We start from the raw sequence: 16,081 nt of genomic DNA, 5'->3' as shown, positions 1-16,081 counted from the left end.
AGGATTTTTTTAGGGACTTTCAACAAAAAGAGAGACTTTTTTAAGGGACTTTTCGTAAAAGCTGTCTTTTTTGCTAAAAATGCCAAATCACATCTCATCCGCAGGATTTTTGAGCATTTCCATAATATCCTTCACCTTAAACCACATGTCATCTTTTTCCTTTTTTAGGAACGGAAGTGACTCTAGATCCTCGGGTTCTTTGTACCAGGCGGGCACCTTTCCCTTTGATTTAAGAGCCGAGGCCCTGAACATATAGTTCATGTCGGTCACCTTGGAGACGTCCCATTGGTCAATATTTCCATTAAATGCAGAAATGGCGAACATCGCTCTCATGTACAGTACGTTCGAAACATTCCACTGGCTGATATCGCCATTGAATTCTGAAGAGAAAAACATGGCGCACATGTTTGTCACGTTGGAAACGTCCCATTGACTGATGTCACCATTGAATTGCGATTTAACAAACAGTTTCGACATATCCGTTATCTGAGAAACGTCTATAAAATTCAGGTCACACTCAGGACCATAAAGAGCCATAGTCTCTTTAATCAAATCCTGCAACTGCTTTTTTGTCGTAACAACGACGATGGGCATGTCTTTGGGTTGTTGAGTCATCATCTCTCCGGTTATATTGATACATTTTTTTACAGGCCGAGTTTAGAACGCCATTTTTCTTTAACTTCAGTGGACAGATCCCGGCGACCATCATCGGTACTTTCAAAGTCCCCTTCCATAATTGGATAATAGACGTTCCCTTCGGAATCAGGTTCAGAATGGTCAACGTCCTTAAGGCAGGTCACCCGTTTTCCCTCTTTATCCAAGAGATACAGCTGTTCACCGCGAGAACCAAGACAACGTAGATAATCAGAGAATTCATCTATTTCCTTGCCTTCAATATCGTACAAATCTTCAAAGAAGTCAGGAACCTTAAATGCGATAACGTCGCTACCTGCAGCCACTCTTTCTTCTATGAAACTTTCGTGATCAAACTTTTCTGTTTCAAGAATCTGTTTTACGGGGAGCAGATAGACCTTTGAAAAAATACTTGGAGCGAGGCCGGTAACGCACATCACGTCGCCTTTATCCAGTTTGCAGCCCGTGTCATCATCATATGTTATATTGCAAACGTTCCCAAAGGAATCTACATGGTACCCCTGGTAGTTTGTAGGGATAAATGGCGATTCACTTCTCAGCTCATCTGCTTCTAGTTCGATCATTCTTTGTCTTGTGGCCGCAAAATCAACGCCATAACCAAATCGACCCGAATAAGTTCTTCCGCGGCCAACGGCCCATTCGTCATCGAGGTCAAATGATTCCCATTCCGCCTCAAAGACAAGGCCGTCCGAAGCCATCTTGTCATATACCTTTATCGGTGGACAATTGGCCGTGCGGAAATCATATTTTCCGGCAAGGATTTCGTCCAACGAGCAAAAGAAAGTTTCGCCCATGTCGTCAAAAGCATCACCGGTGCCCCATTCCTTTTGATTTGGTTCAATCATCGCGAACGAGAAGAGCACTAAGTCATCTTCATAAGTGAAATTCTTTTCATAGAGCTTTTTGAATTTCTCTATGTTTTCTTTGTCCATCTTGATGAAATTTTGTATTTCAGCCATAGTTTTCCTGGATTCCTGGATAAATTAATACAATTGATAACTCAAAAAGGAAGGTCATCGTCCGTTTTTTCTTTGAGAAGAGGTTCTGTCACCGCATCAATATTGTACCGAAAAATTCCTCTTGGAACCTGGTCTCCTTTTACGACTAGACCTTTACCAACGGCCCATTCGTCATCAGCATCAGACCTCCATTCTGTTTCGAACACCAGTCCGTCAGTTGCCATTTTGTCATAAATTCCAATGGGAGGCCTACACCTTGTGAAAAACTCATATTCCCCCTTTAACAACCCCTCTAAAGTCTGTAAGGATGGTCCTTTTTCATACAGCAAATCGCTGGGAGTTCCCCAATTGTCCAAACGCCACGTCGCAAGGGTTTTGCCTATCGGCTCAGACTTTTCATCTCTAAAAATACTTGCATCTTGTTGAGAATTATCGAACCATTCCTCGTCTGCCTCGTTCTTTTGAACTTCCGGAATAATCTGCGAAAAAGAAAGCCGTCCCTCTCCATAGAGTTTCTTGAACTTTTCGATGTTTTCATCATCCATCTTGATGATGTTTGCAAATTCTAGCATGTTAGATAAAATTTCATCATCAGCCTCATCCAATAGATACTCGGCTCCCTCGTCATCGATTTCCTGCGAATAATCATGAAAAAATTCTAGGTCGGGATAAAGCTTTTCCAACGCTGTTAGAAGTTCGCTTGGAGGTTGCCAAGCGGTAGTAAATGAATAACCTATAGAATCATCGGTTTCTTCCGTAATTGTTGAATCTAATGAATTGCGATTTGTTCCCCAGTGGTCAATTACCCAATCTTTAAAATTAAATTGCTCATGCCCTTCTATTGGTTCACAGTCGGGGTACTTTTCGGATAAGTTCTGATAACTAGGATCGTCATAATCGAAGGGAACAAAAGCCTTGAAGTTAAACACTCTGCCGTCAAGGTTTGCCTTCTCCTTGAATTCTTTAATTCTTTCGGGCTTTCCCGAGACTTTTAAATAGTTCCATACCCAGTTTGCCATTTTTTCCTCCGATTATTTGCTCATGTTTACTAGATCAACCCGTTTGTTATCATGCAGGAGCGCGGTCTTTGTTGCGTTTGATACGTTCCATTTGCTGATGTCCAGTTTGATTTTGCAGAACCATCCATCTTCGGGGTGGGGGGAGATGTCGAAATTTGCAAAAAGATTGCTCAAATCGGTTACATTGGAAACATCCAAGAAATTCAGGTCTAAAACATTATTCAAGACAACCGTATTTCCTACAATGCCGCCTATAAGAGAAAAATTTCCTTGCATATACAGAGCAGTCTTGATGTTTTCTTGCAATTCCTCAAGGAGCTGATCAAGATGCTCGCGATCTTTCACGACAATCGTCGGTTGGTCATTCAAGCTTTCTTCTGAATCGAGGAAATTATTGGTCACGCATTGCAAAGACATTTTTTCAGAACCAGTCATCGGACCGATATGATACTGAAACAGCCCATCCACAACTTGGCCTTTTCCAATCGTCCATTCGTCATCGGCATCAGACCCCCATGTCGTTTCAAACACCAGTCCGTCTGCAGCCATTTTTTCATAGACTTTAATGGGTGGTCTACACATTGTGAAAAACGCATATTCTCCCTTCAGCAGACCTTCTAATGACTGGACATTCGGCATATTCGAGTCGTATAAAAGATCGCTAGATGTACCCCAGTTGTCATACCGCCAAATTTCAAGTTCCCGACCTACCACTGGGTCCGGCATTTTATCTTGTAAGGAATTATCCACCCAATTCTTATCCGAATCATCCTCTGCCGGTTCAGGAATAATCTGCGAAAAAGAAAGCTCTCTTTCATCAAACGATGAGTCTGGAGGGGTAAGGCGACGACCTTCGCCATAGAGCTTCTTGAACTTTTCGATGTTCTCGTCATCCATCGTGATGATGTTGCTGAATTCACTTTTTCCTGATTCCATATATAGGCCTGCATGCAAAAGTTGTCATGAACTTAAAATATATTCTTTTTCAATTTACGCAATAATTCACGCTTCATTAATCCTCTAGCAGATTCACTAGGTTTTTATTTTGAGTTTTCTTGGTTGGCATCATTCACTCCTCGGAATAAAGGTGACGCGATTGCGCTTGATTTTGCGGATCCACGTAGAGTTCTCTGCATAGCACTGCCTGCTGCAAATGACCCACAGTACGTCGATGGGGCGCTTGGTGTTGAATACCGGAGGCGGGGCGTAACCGTCGGTAAAGTAGATGAGCTCATCGCATTCAGGGTGACGTTCTTTAAGTTCATTGTATACGCTGAGAGTCTCTCCCTCGGAAGGTACGCAACCCCGCTCGCCTGGCACAAGGATCCCGTTGACAAACTTTTCCCAGTACCTGCGGGCAAACTGGTCAAAAGACCGCTCTTTGGACTTTTTTTTGATCATTATCACCTACATATACAATATAGCATACGCAAGCGACAAATAATGACATTTGATGCTCTCCCCCAAAAAACAGAAAAAAATATCTTTCTACCCGTAAACCGACTGCAAATATTCCCCATATTCCTTGAGGCTCTTTTGCAGCGAGGCTGGCTTCACTACGCGGGCGGCAGTCGAGAAAGAAGTTACCCAGTTCACCAGAAGCTGGTTCACATCGGCCTTCATCGTCACCAGAATTTTGGCGTTGCGCAATACCCGCATGTGCATGGAACGGTTGAACTTGTTTTCCATAAGGTAGTGGCGCGCACCCCATTCAAATTCAATTTCTATGTCTTCAAGATGCGGTTCCTGTTCGCTCATGAACGCAGCACCCGACGCAACCGGCCTGCGCAGCTTATCTATCACCTTCGGATTCTCGACAAAGGATTCCTTGGAAAGCTTGACTTGCACTATCCGGCGGAATTTCAGCGTGTAGGTAGCTTCCTTGACTTTTTCCGATTCGCAGGCCACATAAATTTCGTTTTGATAGACGATAATCATCAGGGGAATGCGGGTGGACTTTCTCCTCGACGCCGAAGCCCCCATGTAAAAGACATCTATTTTGCGGTGCTCATGGATTGCACGAAGAATGATCCGCAACTTTTCGCTTGCGTCTTCTTCGAAATCCGGAGGCGTACCCATAAAAAGAATCTTCGTATTCAGTTCGCTGCTGAGCTGGCCGAGCGATTTCCGCTCGCCGACCGGCAGACTTCCCTCGATACGCTCCAGAAGCTGCATGATAATTTCACTTGTCGCGGGGTAGATGTTCGCGATACGCTTGAGGAACACGAAATGGAGCATCGTGTTTTCGAAATCCGGGAACACAAGGCGTTCGGCATTGCGGAGCGCAGAACGGTAAACCGCAGTCCGGCCCTCGGTCTCGACGGCAATGTAGCGGCCAGCATCCATCTCCGAAAGGAACCGCATGTCGCGCTGCACATTGCGGCGTTCTTCAGCAGGAATATTGAAAGATTCCATCAAGTCATTGACGGTGAATTTTATGTTCACTTCTAATATAAATAAATGAGGGCGCAGATTCTTTCACTATTCGCTTTTTTCGAATTCCAAGATGTCGGCCTGTAGAGTGACATCGTCCGGGAAATAGCTTTGGGCGGTGCGGAGCAGGCGTAGCGCCTCGTCGTCGCGCTTTTGGGCGTGGGCATCGTAGGCCATGTTCTTGAAGCCGAACACGGCTTCGGCGTTGCCATGCTTGGCGGCGAGCTCGTAGGCGGATTCGGCACGGTCGTAGAACTTGGCGTCGTAAGCTAGGTTCCCGAGGAAAATAGCCGCATCGCTAAAGTCGGGCTTTATTTGCGTAATACTGTTCAGCACATCCATCGCGACAAAGGGCTTGCCGTCTTCGGCAAGGACATCGGCGAGCTTGTACATCGTAGAAACTTCGTCGGGGCGCACGCCAAGAGCTTCGCGGTAGGCGCCTGCACTCTCTTCATACTGCTTGTTCAGCCGATATACGTCGCCTAGGTAAACGAGGAAATCGATTTCTTCGGGATGCGCGGCATAGCCTTCGCGAATCACCGCCACGGCGCGCTCAAAATCGTTCAAGGAAATGTTCGCTTCGGACAACTGGTAGACAATGCTAATATCTTCCTTGTCGAACTGGTAAGCCTTTTCGATGGCCCGCAGCGCGCCGACCGCATCGCCCACTTTACTATAGGCTTCGCCTAAGTAAAGCCAGCCCGAAACATTTTCGGGTTCCAGTTTCAACGCGCGGTGGTACGCCGCCACGCATTCGGGGTACTGGCGCAGGCGAAAATAGACACTCGCCATGTTGAATAGCGCAGGTGAAAACTTTCCCGAGGAATAGTCGACAGCCTTGCGGTAAGAGGCGGCGGCTTCGGCGTACATGCCGCTCTGATAGTAGCTGTTCGCGATGTTGAAACTGGTGGCGATGGGGTCGGCTCCGCGGGATTCTGCCTTGCGGTAAAGCGTAATCGCCTGTTTGAATCTTCCATCGCGGTAAAGGGCGTTCGCGCGCTCCATCAGGTCGTATGCGGACTGGGCGGCGAAACAAGATGCAGCGAGGAAAATAGCTACGAGCCATGAGCTATGAGCTATGAGCGAAAAAACTCTTAACCAAGATTTTTTTGTCTTACCATAATTACACATTCATCAATCCTCATAGCCCAAAGGGCCGCTAGGCCCGAGCTCACACCTCATAGCCATTAGTCTCTGAACTTCACTTCGAACGGCTGTTCCATCCCGCAGAACGGCACCGCCTTGCCGCCCTTTTCGGCAGGGGCGAACGTCATGCGGCCAAGTGCCTCGCGGCCCGCAGCAGCAAGTCCCGAACCCGCCGGAGATTCTTCAATTACCTTAATGTCGTATGCTCTTCCGCTCACATCCACGCAAAAGCTCAAGCGGAGTGTCGCATCAATTTCGTTATCGCGAATCTTGGGAGGAACCTGAAAATTCGCCATGCCGCGGCTTTCGGGTTTCTTGTCGACATCGCCCTTTTCGGTAGAAAGCGCCCCGCCGCGGAAATCCGCCACGAGTTCTTCGCTGATGGCGGCACCCGCCGTTCCCGAAGCGGCACCTAAATTCATCGCAAAGCGCGGCCCCGCCTTGGGTGAACGTGAATTTGACTTCATTCGATTCGGCTTGCGCGCAGGTTTCTTCTTTTCAACTTTTTTCTCGACTTCATCCACCTTCTTGATCGCCACTTCCGCCTTGTTGTATTTTTTTTCGTGAAACACCTTGCCTGTCAAGAAAAGGTTCGCCATCGTCACCGAGAACACGAGCAACATACTCGCGAGAACCGCCGCGAGCAGTATGCTAAAACGCTTTACCAGTTTTTTAATCCATCTAAACATTACGTTACCATTTAGGCTCGAGGCGCGAGGCGACTGCTGGAGATTGCTGCTCCTTCGAACCTAACTCTACTAAGGCAACAAGTTGCCAAGTATCGTATATCGTCTTCGGCTCGCAATGACAACCTTTTCCCTCTTTCATCTATCGTCATACGTCTTTTCCTAACCACTAACCACTGTTTACTAACCACTATCTACCTCATATCTCAAAGGCACGAAGTGCCGACCTCACACCTCATTGCTCATAGCTCCTACTCCGCCTGAGCCGCGATCGATACCTTTTTCACTCCGGCCAAGTTGCACATGTCAATCACCTGCACGAGCACGCCCGTTTCAGCGCCCTTGTCGGCAATCACCACAGCTTCGCGATCAGGGGTCTTCGCAAGCGACTGCTTCAAGATATCCTGCAGACTCGCAAGGTCCACTTGGCGTTCGTTCATGTGAATCGTCCCTTCGCGAGTAATGGCGATCAGCAGGTTTTCCTTTTCGAGTTGGCTTGCAGTCTGCGCCTGCGGCTTAGTCACATCCACACCCGTTTCGCGGGTGAACGAAGAGGTGACCACAAAGAAGATGAGGAGAATGAACACGATGTCCATCAGCGGCCCCATCTCGATGCCCATATCCTTCTGCTTCCGTCTTGGTAAATTAAACTCCATCAGTAAATCCTCATCCATAGGTTGCTTCGTTTCGCTCGCAACAACTTTTAGCCTTCCGCCTTCTCTACAAAAACGTTCTCTATCACCGTCGCACCGAGTTCCATGTTCTGGCGTAGCATCTCAACTCGTTCGTCCAGGCGCTGTTTCAGGAGTGTGAGCGGGAAGGCCACCAAAAGTCCGCTCTGAGTCGAAATCAAAGCTTCCGAAATACCGTCGGCCATAAGCACCGGGTTCTGGTTTCCATAAAGCGTGATTACTTCGAAGGTAGACACCATGCCAGTCACCGTTCCAAGGAGTCCAAGCAACGGGGCCGCGGAGGCCATTACCGACACGATGTGGTTCCCTTGTTCCATGTAGCGCACCGTTTTCATCAAGCGCACCTGCATATAATCGCGGAACCCCTCGGGATTGTTTTGCGCCATCTCGATGGCATAGCAAAGTTCCCTCGACAACAGCCCTCCACGCTTGCGCAAACGCTTCAGAGCCATTTCCACGCTCGCGGGAGTCACTGCATTTAGCTTGTCCCTTTCGCCACTGTTCAGGTCGCGATGCATGCGTTTCACCACCTTGTTCACATCTGCACGGAAAAAATCGCTGCCAATGCGTACCCATGTCGAAAACAGGTAATAGAATCCGATGACCCCTGCCAACAGAATCGGGAGCATCACCACGCCACCGGCCTGGTACGTGTTCTGCAGAGACTCGAGGAATATGTAGTGGGTGTTAGACATTCCCGCTTATGCATCCTTCCCGAAAATTCTGTTCAACAGCGAGGTACTCTGCACATACATTTCGCTAGTCACCTTTTCGATCTTTTCGCTCAAAAGGCCATGGAGCACCATCACGGGAATCGCAATGACAAGGCCCGTTTCCGTGGTCACCAAGGCTTCCGAAATACCGCCCGCCAGCACACGCGCATCGTTCGTGCCCACTTCGGTAATTACGGTAAAAAGCGTGATGATACCTGTCACCGTGCCGAGCAGGCCGAGCAGCGGAGCAATCGTACCCATGGCCGCCAACAGGCCCATTCGGCGTTCAAGCCTGGGCTGTTCGCGGAGCAGCGCCTCTTGCAGCGAGCGTTCCGCATCTTCGCGCTTATCGCGGGCACGGTTCAGCACCGCAAAAAGCACCATCGAAAGGCTAGTCCGCTTTTTCAGGCAAAGATTTGCCGCATCTTCGTAACGGGATTCCTTCACGAGTGCATTCAACTTTTTGAGGAAGCGACGGCCCAGATGGCCGCGGAAAGAGAGCACCAGGAACCGTTCCAGGCAAAGGAGTAGCGCAAAAATCGCCACCAGCATGAGCGGGTACATCACGATGCCGCCCTTCTTGAAAAACGCTTCAAGCTCTTCGCTCCAGCTGAGTTCCTTGGTGTCGGAAATGGCATTCTTGACGGCCTTGTTCTGCAGCACATCCAGCGGAATCGCCACCTGTGCAGAGGCCTGTGCCGAATCCACAGCGTCACCCGCCTGCATCACGGCCCGCTTGATGTTTGTGGCCATCTCCAGCGGAAGCGCTGCATTCCATTCGAATACCTTGCCCTGCAGGGCCCCCGAACGTAGCAGCGCCTGCACATCGCCATTGTCCTGCGCCACTTCGCCAAGGAACACGGTCCCCAGTCGCAGGCGGTTCACAGCAACATCGGGGCGGCTTCCCACCTGGGAAATTTCGCGGCCATACGACTGCGTGTAAGTCATCTCGTGGCGGAGCAGCATGTCGTTCATAAAGTTCTGCACCGCGCCAATCGTATTCGGAACATCCTTGGAGGCTTCGTCAGCGGCGGTCTTCAAACGGAGTATTCTTCCATTCATGCCTACCGGGTAATCGCCCAGCATATCGCCCAGGCTCTTCTCGATCGAGAGCTTCACCTGCGTATTCAGCGCATCGTAGGAGCTCTCTTCGGCCTTTGCATTGTCTTCGGCTTCATCGGTCAGGCTCTTGCTCGCCGAGACTTCCTCGGTCACGCGGCCCAGATCCGTCGAAAGCTTTGAGTAGCGGCCATCCAGTTCACGGGAGGCTGCCTGGTGTTCCTCGGTCAGCTGCGATTCCGCATAACGCCTCTTCCAATGTTCCGCTTCGAGCTTTTCAAGCGAATCCGCCTTTTGCAGGCGTATGCGGGTCAGCGTTTCTACTTCGCGCTGCAAGGAGCGCACTTCTTCGAGTTGCAGGGAATCCTTGATTCGAGCTTGGTCTTCTTCGGTAGACTTCTTTTCGCCCGAACCCGACCAGGGCCACGCAAAAGCAGACGTCGCCAACAAGAAAGTAAGAGTCACCAACAAACGATACGGCATGGATTGCTTCGTCGCTTCGCTTCTCGCAATGACATTATTCAAAATCATTTTTCACCCCCCACCACAGACAGGCTCACAGGAAGCTTCACAATCTGGGGCGGCTTTTTCGCCTGCTTCACATCAATCGCTAGCTTCACGGCGGCGCGCTCTTCCAGGTTCAGCTCCTCGTTCCATTCGTAAACAATCTTGCCGGCTTCCACCCTACGCACCATGTTGCCAAACACGGTGCCGTTTTCGTCGCTATAGACCATCCACTGGTTTCCAATGCGCAAAATCACCGCATTGATCAGCTCTCCGTTCTTGCGGGTCAGCGGGCTGTTGATCACAGCGACCTCGTCGCCGAACTTGATTTCTTCTGCCATGAGCGATTTCAGGCGCGAAAAGCTTTCTTCTTCGCTCGCATTGCCGCTTTCGATGTCGCGGGTGAGCGACTTGACGCGGTCAAGCCGAGTCTCTCGTTCCCAGGGCACCGTCTGCGCCACCTGCGCTTCAAGCCGCTTGCTGATGCCCGCGAGCGCTTCGCGGAGCGCCTTGCGCTTGGCAGCCACATTGTCGCCACGGTTCTTGGCGCGCGCCTGCTTGCTACGCTCCACCTGCAGCTGCTCTGCAACACCGCGAATCTTGGCATTCAGAGAATCGATTTCTGCCCGGCGGCGATCCGTATCGGCCTTGTAGCGCTGCGAGAGCATCTTGTAGCGCGAATCGTCCGCCTTGAGCATCGAATCCGTCGAAGCAATCTGACGGTTCAGTTTCTGAATCTCAGAATTGAGCTTTTCCTTCTCAAACTTCAGATCGCGAATTTCGGCATCCCGATCGGCAAAGGCCTCCCCCGAAAGTAGGAACACCATTATCGACAAGTGAGCAAAGTGCAGTAAATTCAGTCTTTTCATATTGTTCCGCAATGTTTAGGTATAAAAATTACATAATTAAAACACCCGGCCACACGAAAAGTGTCACCGGGCAATCTCTTTTTTCCGTTAAAAGATTTTATTCTAGAAGACCCACATCACGCCGATGGTGGGCACGATGCTGTAGTTTCCAGATTCACTATCCGTAGTGGTATCGACACGGTTGAAGTCGTCATCCTCATACTTGACCGAAGTCCCCACGCCGCATGCGGCAACCCAGCGGCCACCGACCTTGGCAAAGACGCCGGCATGTTCCGTGATGGAGTAGCGGGCAATCAAGTCGCCACCCAGGGTAAAGGCCACCAGAGCCTCGCTAAAGCTCCTGTCAACCTTGCCAAGTTCCTTGTGGTCGTACTCGTCTTCATCACTTTCAAACACAGCAACTTCGAACCCAACGATGGCAAGCATCGACAAGCTGAACTTCTTGCCAAGTCCAGCGGTGTAGCCGAGACCAAAGTCGAAGGCGCCGAAGTTGCCAATCTGCCAGTCGTCATCGGAATTCACGAACTTGATGTTGTCCGTGGCAGCGCCACCCGTCGAAAGGGAAAGTTCGACGGAGAAGCCGTTCGCAGCAGCGCCCACGAAAGTGGCATTTATGCCGTAATCAATCAGGTCAATCTTCTTGCCGTGCACCTTGTACTGCGAAACAGGAACCGTCAAGCCAAAGCCAAGCATCGTGTACCAGCTCTTTTCGGCAGAAGCGACAGCCTGTGCAGCGGAGTCGGCAGCCGGAGCAGCTTCTTCTGCAGCGGGGGCAACCGGGGCAGCGACAGCCGTCACGACAGCAGCGCTATCCGCAGCGGGTTCGGCGGAGGTCACCGTAGAATCGGCAGCAGGGGCGGCAGCTTGTTCAGCGGGCGCAGCAGCAGGTTCTGCAGCGGGGACGGCTTCTGCCACCTTGGCGGTATCCGCAGCGGGGGCAACCGCTGCCGGAGTAGCTTCGGCAGGGGCCGCTTGTGCAGCGGGAGCCACTGCAGGTTCTGCAGCGGGGGCAGCTTCTGCGGCAGGCTGTGCCGGAGCAGCAGTTGCCTCAGTCGAAGCTGTTGTTGTTGCAGCCGGAGCTACGGCTTCTTGCGCGAAGGCCGCAACGCCAACAAGCAGGGCGGCATAGATCGTATTACGAATATTCATAACCATCCACCTTTGTTTTATTGTTTTACACCTTCAAAAAATAATATTTGTCAATGAATTTTCAAGGTCTCGGCACCATTTTAAGATGGATCCGGCCAATCGGAACACATCGGCATCGAGTCAGAATGCTTTTCACAGATTCTGTCCACTTCTCGCTCCAACACACTCGACTTCTGTTCATCCAAGTGGAAGCGGCTCACCAGCGCCGACTCGCACTGTTCATAGCCCATGTACCAGCCGCGGTCAGCGCACCAATTCCACAGGTATTCCTTGCAGCTATTCTTTTCGTGGCTCACCATGCACTGCTGGTACATATCGAAACAATCGGCAATCTTATTATTCTGGAAATTGCTTGCGACGCAATAGCGCTTGAGACCATCCGCATAAGCTTCGCTCTTTTCCTCGTCGCTGATATCCTTGGGCAAGAATACGGACCATTTCGTGGTATCGAGCATCATCGCGGCTTTCACATTGGAAGCGTAACATGCCTTGGAAATAACATATTTGTCATTGCGGTAGGCCTTATAGGCTCGACTATTGAGCGATTCCCAATCGGTGCCCCCAAAGTACATGTACTCATCATCATAGACGTCCATGCCCGAGCAGGCGACATCCTGGTAGAGTCTGCAGCCACGGGAATCCCAGCTTTTCGAGTTGTCGCCTTCCGTATTCTCGCAGTTGCGCCATGCAATGTGCTCAATGCTCACACCGTTTCCATCGACATAGAAGTCGAACACCGTCTTCGACATTCCGCTAAAGACGCCCATCCCATTTTCGATATTCGATTCCGGAATAATCCTTGAATCGTTCACCGATTCCTTCACCTTACGCTCGTAGTCGTTGTAGGCATCGTCCGTCGCATAGAACTCCACGCGAGCTCTTCCTAGCGGAAGCATCATGTTCATCAGGTAAAGCGTATCGAGTGCATAGTAATTGCCCACGCGGGTATTCGTCGTAAATCCCAGGTTCTGCTTTCGTTCCAGCGGATCATGCAGGGCGATCCCCGTGTAGCCCATCGAATCCTTTTCCGTAAAGCCCTTGAACATGTCGTTCAGGGTCGTCGCCTGCGACTCCGAATTTTCCATATCGTAATCGAGTATAGAAATTACTCCATGCACACTCTTGTCATAGTCCATGGCGCACTTCACGAACTCCATGTCGTTGGGAAATTCCAAAAATTTGATGTGGATCGTCTTCCTTCCGTCGTTTTCTATCCACTCATAGCTGCCGTCAGGCTGCGGAACATTCAGGCCTTTCACCTTGACCGCGTTTGGAATCGTCGCCTGCGCCCTGTAGGTGGTCTTTGCCGAGTGTCCCGCACTGTCCCACTCGAAGTAGGCCTCCATCTCGTACTTTTCGCCGACAATTCCGCTAAACGAACTCGACGCCTCGAAACAGTTCGGATTCTCATCCGAGCCCCACAAGACAAGCGTCGTATCCTTCTCTCCATCACCGGAATTGTGGCCCATAGCCCGATAGCCGAAGTTGCCCTTCACCGTCACATGAGCGCTGTCGTAAAAGGCGAAGTCCCGCGAAGACGTCTCGTCAAGTTCATAGACCTTCGAAAAGCAGATATAGGGGGACTCGCCTGACACAATGTAGCCGTAGGTGTAGATGCCTGTGTAGACATCACGCTCTTCGGGATAGTATTCCCAAGGGCCATGGAAGTCGCAGCCCACCAACATCGCCACGAACACGACACACGAGAGAACGAACTGGGGCAGCGTTCCTTTGGGCATGCGGGCGAATGTGGAGAGCAACTTTTTCATCGTATTCCTTAAATTTACATATTTATAACACCCGACCCCGCCCCGAGTGTCACCCCAATAGAAGAAAAAAACTTACATGCGGCATAAACGAAGCTCCAGACATTAGTCTGGAGCTGAGTATGCCGGCGAGCGCTGACTTACGCCAATGCAATCTCGGTTCCGCCCCCGAGCTCTCTTTATACCAAAAACACCCCAGCCGAGAGTCGCGGGCAAGCTTGCTTGCCCATAACCGAGGCGCCAAGTTTTGAATTTACAAGGTAAATACAAAAACACCCCGCCCTTTCGGACGGAGTGTAAGGAGTGAGTGTGGAGTATCTTAGAAATTCTTACATTGGCCTTTCCACTTGCCATCGTGGCCGGCTATGTTGCCGTCAATATACTTGCCGCTCGTGCCGACAAAGTCAGCCTTGCGGAAATCTTCGCCACCGAGGTGCCAGCGCATCCAGGCAACTGTCGCCGCCATGCCGTCCCAGGAACCGGAACCGTGACCGTAACCGCACTCCCTACGTCCAGGAGCGACTTCGTAGCATTCGTTCCCCTTGCCACCCGTCATCTGGATAAGGCAGGCGGGCGCCTTGACATTTGCGTTGTTGTAATCGTTCTCGGCATTGCCGCGTTCCATGCCGCCTTCACCGTAGAGGATAGCGATAGTCCGGTCAGTCGCCACCTTCATGGCACCGGCTCCGCCCCAGTCTCCGCTGTTGTTGAGGAACGCGGTAAGCACGCGCCTGTCCTTGATAAGAGCCTGTTCCGATTCTAGGCCACCCATGGAGTGCCCGGAGCAACCGACCGTATTCATGTCGAGTTTGTTATAAAGCGGACTACCCGAATCCTTATTCAGCCCATCCAACCAGTCGAGAGCCTTGATTGCCTGGGTCGCATCGCCCGGAGATTCCTTGAGGGCAATCACCACGAAACCGTGAGAGGCAAGACGACGAATCATGCCCTCGTAGGCACTCGGTTTAGTACCACCACCGGGGCCCCATACCACAATGGCATGCTTCTGGTCCGGATTGTCGGTCAAGCGCTTGGGGTATGCAAGGATACCTTCCCCATCCCAGCCGGTATTTGTCTTGTACTCGACTTCCATATAGTTCTTTTCTTCTTCCTTGTCGTTCGCAAGGAAAATTTTCGGCACGGCGGGCACTTCGCTCGAAGAGGATTCTTCGACAGCGGCTTCGCTCGAGCTGGACTGCAGACTTGGACCCACTTCGCCTTCGGAGCTGCTAGATGCAACAGGATTTGTTGCAGACGTATCGGCAGGTTCGACACCGGGGTCCACTTCAGGATTTGCTCCCAGCTGGTCCGGATTCGTGGACGGATCAACGACTTCTCCCGTAACCGGGTCTACCGTCGGTTCTGTATTAGGATTGATAACTTCGCCAGTCACGGGATCGATGACAGTCTGAGACGGGTCCGTCACCTGGGAAGAATCTGCCGGATTGTTCGGATTAGCCGGATTATTCAGCTGATCCTGATACTGATCCTGAGCATCGGCAATTGCGGAATTCACCTTGTCGGCAGCATCTCCGCAGTTTGCGAGAGCCAAGGCGGCACTTACAACAACGCCCTTGGCAAAGTTCCTGAAGAACATGGATTTCATTTATGACTCCTTATTTTACCAACACCGGAAATAAAGATACCTTGAAAAAAAGGCAAAAAAAACGCCTTGAAATGAGTTTCTGTGGACAATAAGTCCATAGTCAGCGCCTTTAATTTATTTGTAATTTATCCATTATGGACACGGTAATTTTTACACGCAGCGAACGCGAAAAACAAAATAGCCCGCTTTTAAGCGGGCTCTGCAGACTAGTTCTAAAGATTGTCTAACACACCTTCATTTAGAAAAGCGTATTGTCTACCTAGGAGCATAAATCCTGGACATGAACTCGGCGCGGGTCTTCTCGTCGGTCTTGAAACGGCCGAGAAGCTGGGTCGTAACCATCGTGGCACCCGGCTTCTTTACCCCGCGCATGGTCATGCACATGTGGGATGCCTCGAGCACCACCGCGACTCCCTTCGGGTTCAGTTCCTTCTGGATGAGTTCTGCAATCTGGCGGGTCATGCGTTCCTGGATTTGCGGGAAGCGGGCGTAGAATTCAACGACGCGCGGAATCTTGGAAAGGCCCACCACGCAGTCGCCCGGAATGTAGGCCACGTGGGCCTTGCCCGTAAACGGCAGAAAATGATGTTCGCACATGCTCGCGAACTCGATATCCGGCACGATAATCATCTCGTCGTACTTCTCGTGGAATCGCGTCTTGAGAATGTCTTCGGCACGCATCTCGCCCGAAAGGCCGGTCATGAGTTCGGCATACATCTTCGCGACACGCTTCGGCGTATCGAGCAATCCTTCGCGGTTCGGATTCTCGCCCATGCCGGTGAGAATCATCCGGAAGCCGTCTTCCATCATCTTCAAGTTCATACGG

At 50.7% G+C, this 16,081-nt stretch carries 16 protein-coding genes; all 16 read right to left on the bottom strand.

All coding sequences use genetic code 11. From position 1 onward, the window contains the following. Positions 1-87 precede the first annotated feature (87 nt). Complete coding sequence (locus ACKI61_RS04300; RefSeq protein WP_407456549.1) at positions 88-615, bottom strand: BspA family leucine-rich repeat surface protein; 528 nt, start codon at positions 613-615, stop codon at positions 88-90. 29 nt (positions 616-644) lie between these two features. Then, on the bottom strand, positions 645-1,613 hold the full coding sequence (locus ACKI61_RS04295; RefSeq protein ID WP_407456548.1) for a hypothetical protein: 969 nt from the start codon (positions 1,611-1,613) through the stop codon (positions 645-647). A 41-nt stretch (positions 1,614-1,654) separates the two neighbouring features. Further along, on the bottom strand, positions 1,655-2,632 hold the full coding sequence (locus ACKI61_RS04290; RefSeq protein ID WP_407456547.1) for a hypothetical protein: 978 nt from the start codon (positions 2,630-2,632) through the stop codon (positions 1,655-1,657). A 12-nt stretch (positions 2,633-2,644) separates the two neighbouring features. After that, a complete protein-coding gene (locus tag ACKI61_RS04285) occupies positions 2,645-3,568 on the bottom strand; it encodes a hypothetical protein (protein ID WP_407456546.1) in 924 nt (307 codons plus the stop codon). A 129-nt stretch (positions 3,569-3,697) separates the two neighbouring features. Continuing rightward, on the bottom strand, positions 3,698-4,033 hold the full coding sequence (locus ACKI61_RS04280) for a hypothetical protein (protein ID WP_407456545.1): 336 nt from the start codon (positions 4,031-4,033) through the stop codon (positions 3,698-3,700). A gap of 87 nt (positions 4,034-4,120) precedes the next feature. Beyond that, a complete protein-coding gene (locus tag ACKI61_RS04275; protein WP_407456544.1) occupies positions 4,121-5,077 on the bottom strand; it encodes a helix-turn-helix transcriptional regulator in 957 nt (318 codons plus the stop codon). A 36-nt stretch (positions 5,078-5,113) separates the two neighbouring features. Continuing rightward, the gene (locus ACKI61_RS04270; protein ID WP_407456543.1) at positions 5,114-6,196 is read right to left on the bottom strand and encodes a tetratricopeptide repeat protein; all 1,083 of its coding nucleotides are present in this window, start codon (positions 6,194-6,196) and stop codon (positions 5,114-5,116) included. A gap of 56 nt (positions 6,197-6,252) precedes the next feature. Beyond that, positions 6,253-6,900 (bottom strand): energy transducer TonB, encoded by a 648-nt coding sequence (locus ACKI61_RS04265; protein WP_407456542.1) that lies wholly within the window; start codon positions 6,898-6,900, stop codon positions 6,253-6,255. A 248-nt stretch (positions 6,901-7,148) separates the two neighbouring features. Beyond that, positions 7,149-7,553: a biopolymer transporter ExbD gene (locus tag ACKI61_RS04260; protein ID WP_173352170.1), complete on the bottom strand. Its 405-nt coding sequence runs from the start codon at positions 7,551-7,553 to the stop codon at positions 7,149-7,151. A 47-nt stretch (positions 7,554-7,600) separates the two neighbouring features. After that, positions 7,601-8,284 (bottom strand): MotA/TolQ/ExbB proton channel family protein, encoded by a 684-nt coding sequence (locus tag ACKI61_RS04255; protein ID WP_407456541.1) that lies wholly within the window; start codon positions 8,282-8,284, stop codon positions 7,601-7,603. 6 nt (positions 8,285-8,290) lie between these two features. After that, entirely contained in the window at positions 8,291-9,892 is a 1,602-nt protein-coding gene (locus ACKI61_RS04250) for a MotA/TolQ/ExbB proton channel family protein (RefSeq protein WP_407456540.1), read from the bottom strand. After that, the gene (locus ACKI61_RS04245; RefSeq protein ID WP_407456539.1) at positions 9,889-10,734 is read right to left on the bottom strand and encodes a DUF3450 family protein; all 846 of its coding nucleotides are present in this window, start codon (positions 10,732-10,734) and stop codon (positions 9,889-9,891) included. The genes ACKI61_RS04250 and ACKI61_RS04245 overlap by 4 nt, the downstream gene beginning before the upstream one ends. Before the next feature lie 102 nt (positions 10,735-10,836). Next, on the bottom strand, positions 10,837-11,883 hold the full coding sequence (locus ACKI61_RS04240; RefSeq protein WP_407456538.1) for a hypothetical protein: 1,047 nt from the start codon (positions 11,881-11,883) through the stop codon (positions 10,837-10,839). Between the two features lie 80 nt (positions 11,884-11,963). Next, complete coding sequence (locus ACKI61_RS04235) at positions 11,964-13,652, bottom strand: hypothetical protein (RefSeq protein WP_407456537.1); 1,689 nt, start codon at positions 13,650-13,652, stop codon at positions 11,964-11,966. A 316-nt stretch (positions 13,653-13,968) separates the two neighbouring features. Next, positions 13,969-15,255, bottom strand: coding sequence for an alpha/beta hydrolase (locus ACKI61_RS04230; RefSeq protein WP_407456536.1), 1,287 nt, complete (start codon positions 15,253-15,255; stop codon positions 13,969-13,971). Positions 15,256-15,510: 255 nt separating this feature from the next. Next, positions 15,511-16,077 (bottom strand): GTP cyclohydrolase I FolE, encoded by a 567-nt coding sequence (gene folE, locus ACKI61_RS04225; RefSeq protein ID WP_073116020.1) that lies wholly within the window; start codon positions 16,075-16,077, stop codon positions 15,511-15,513. Positions 16,078-16,081 lie beyond the last annotated feature (4 nt).

Source organism: Fibrobacter sp. (assembly GCF_045601785.1).
In the GTDB taxonomy this organism is placed as follows: domain Bacteria; phylum Fibrobacterota; class Fibrobacteria; order Fibrobacterales; family Fibrobacteraceae; genus Fibrobacter.
This window is presented reverse-complemented; position numbering and strand designations above follow the sequence as displayed.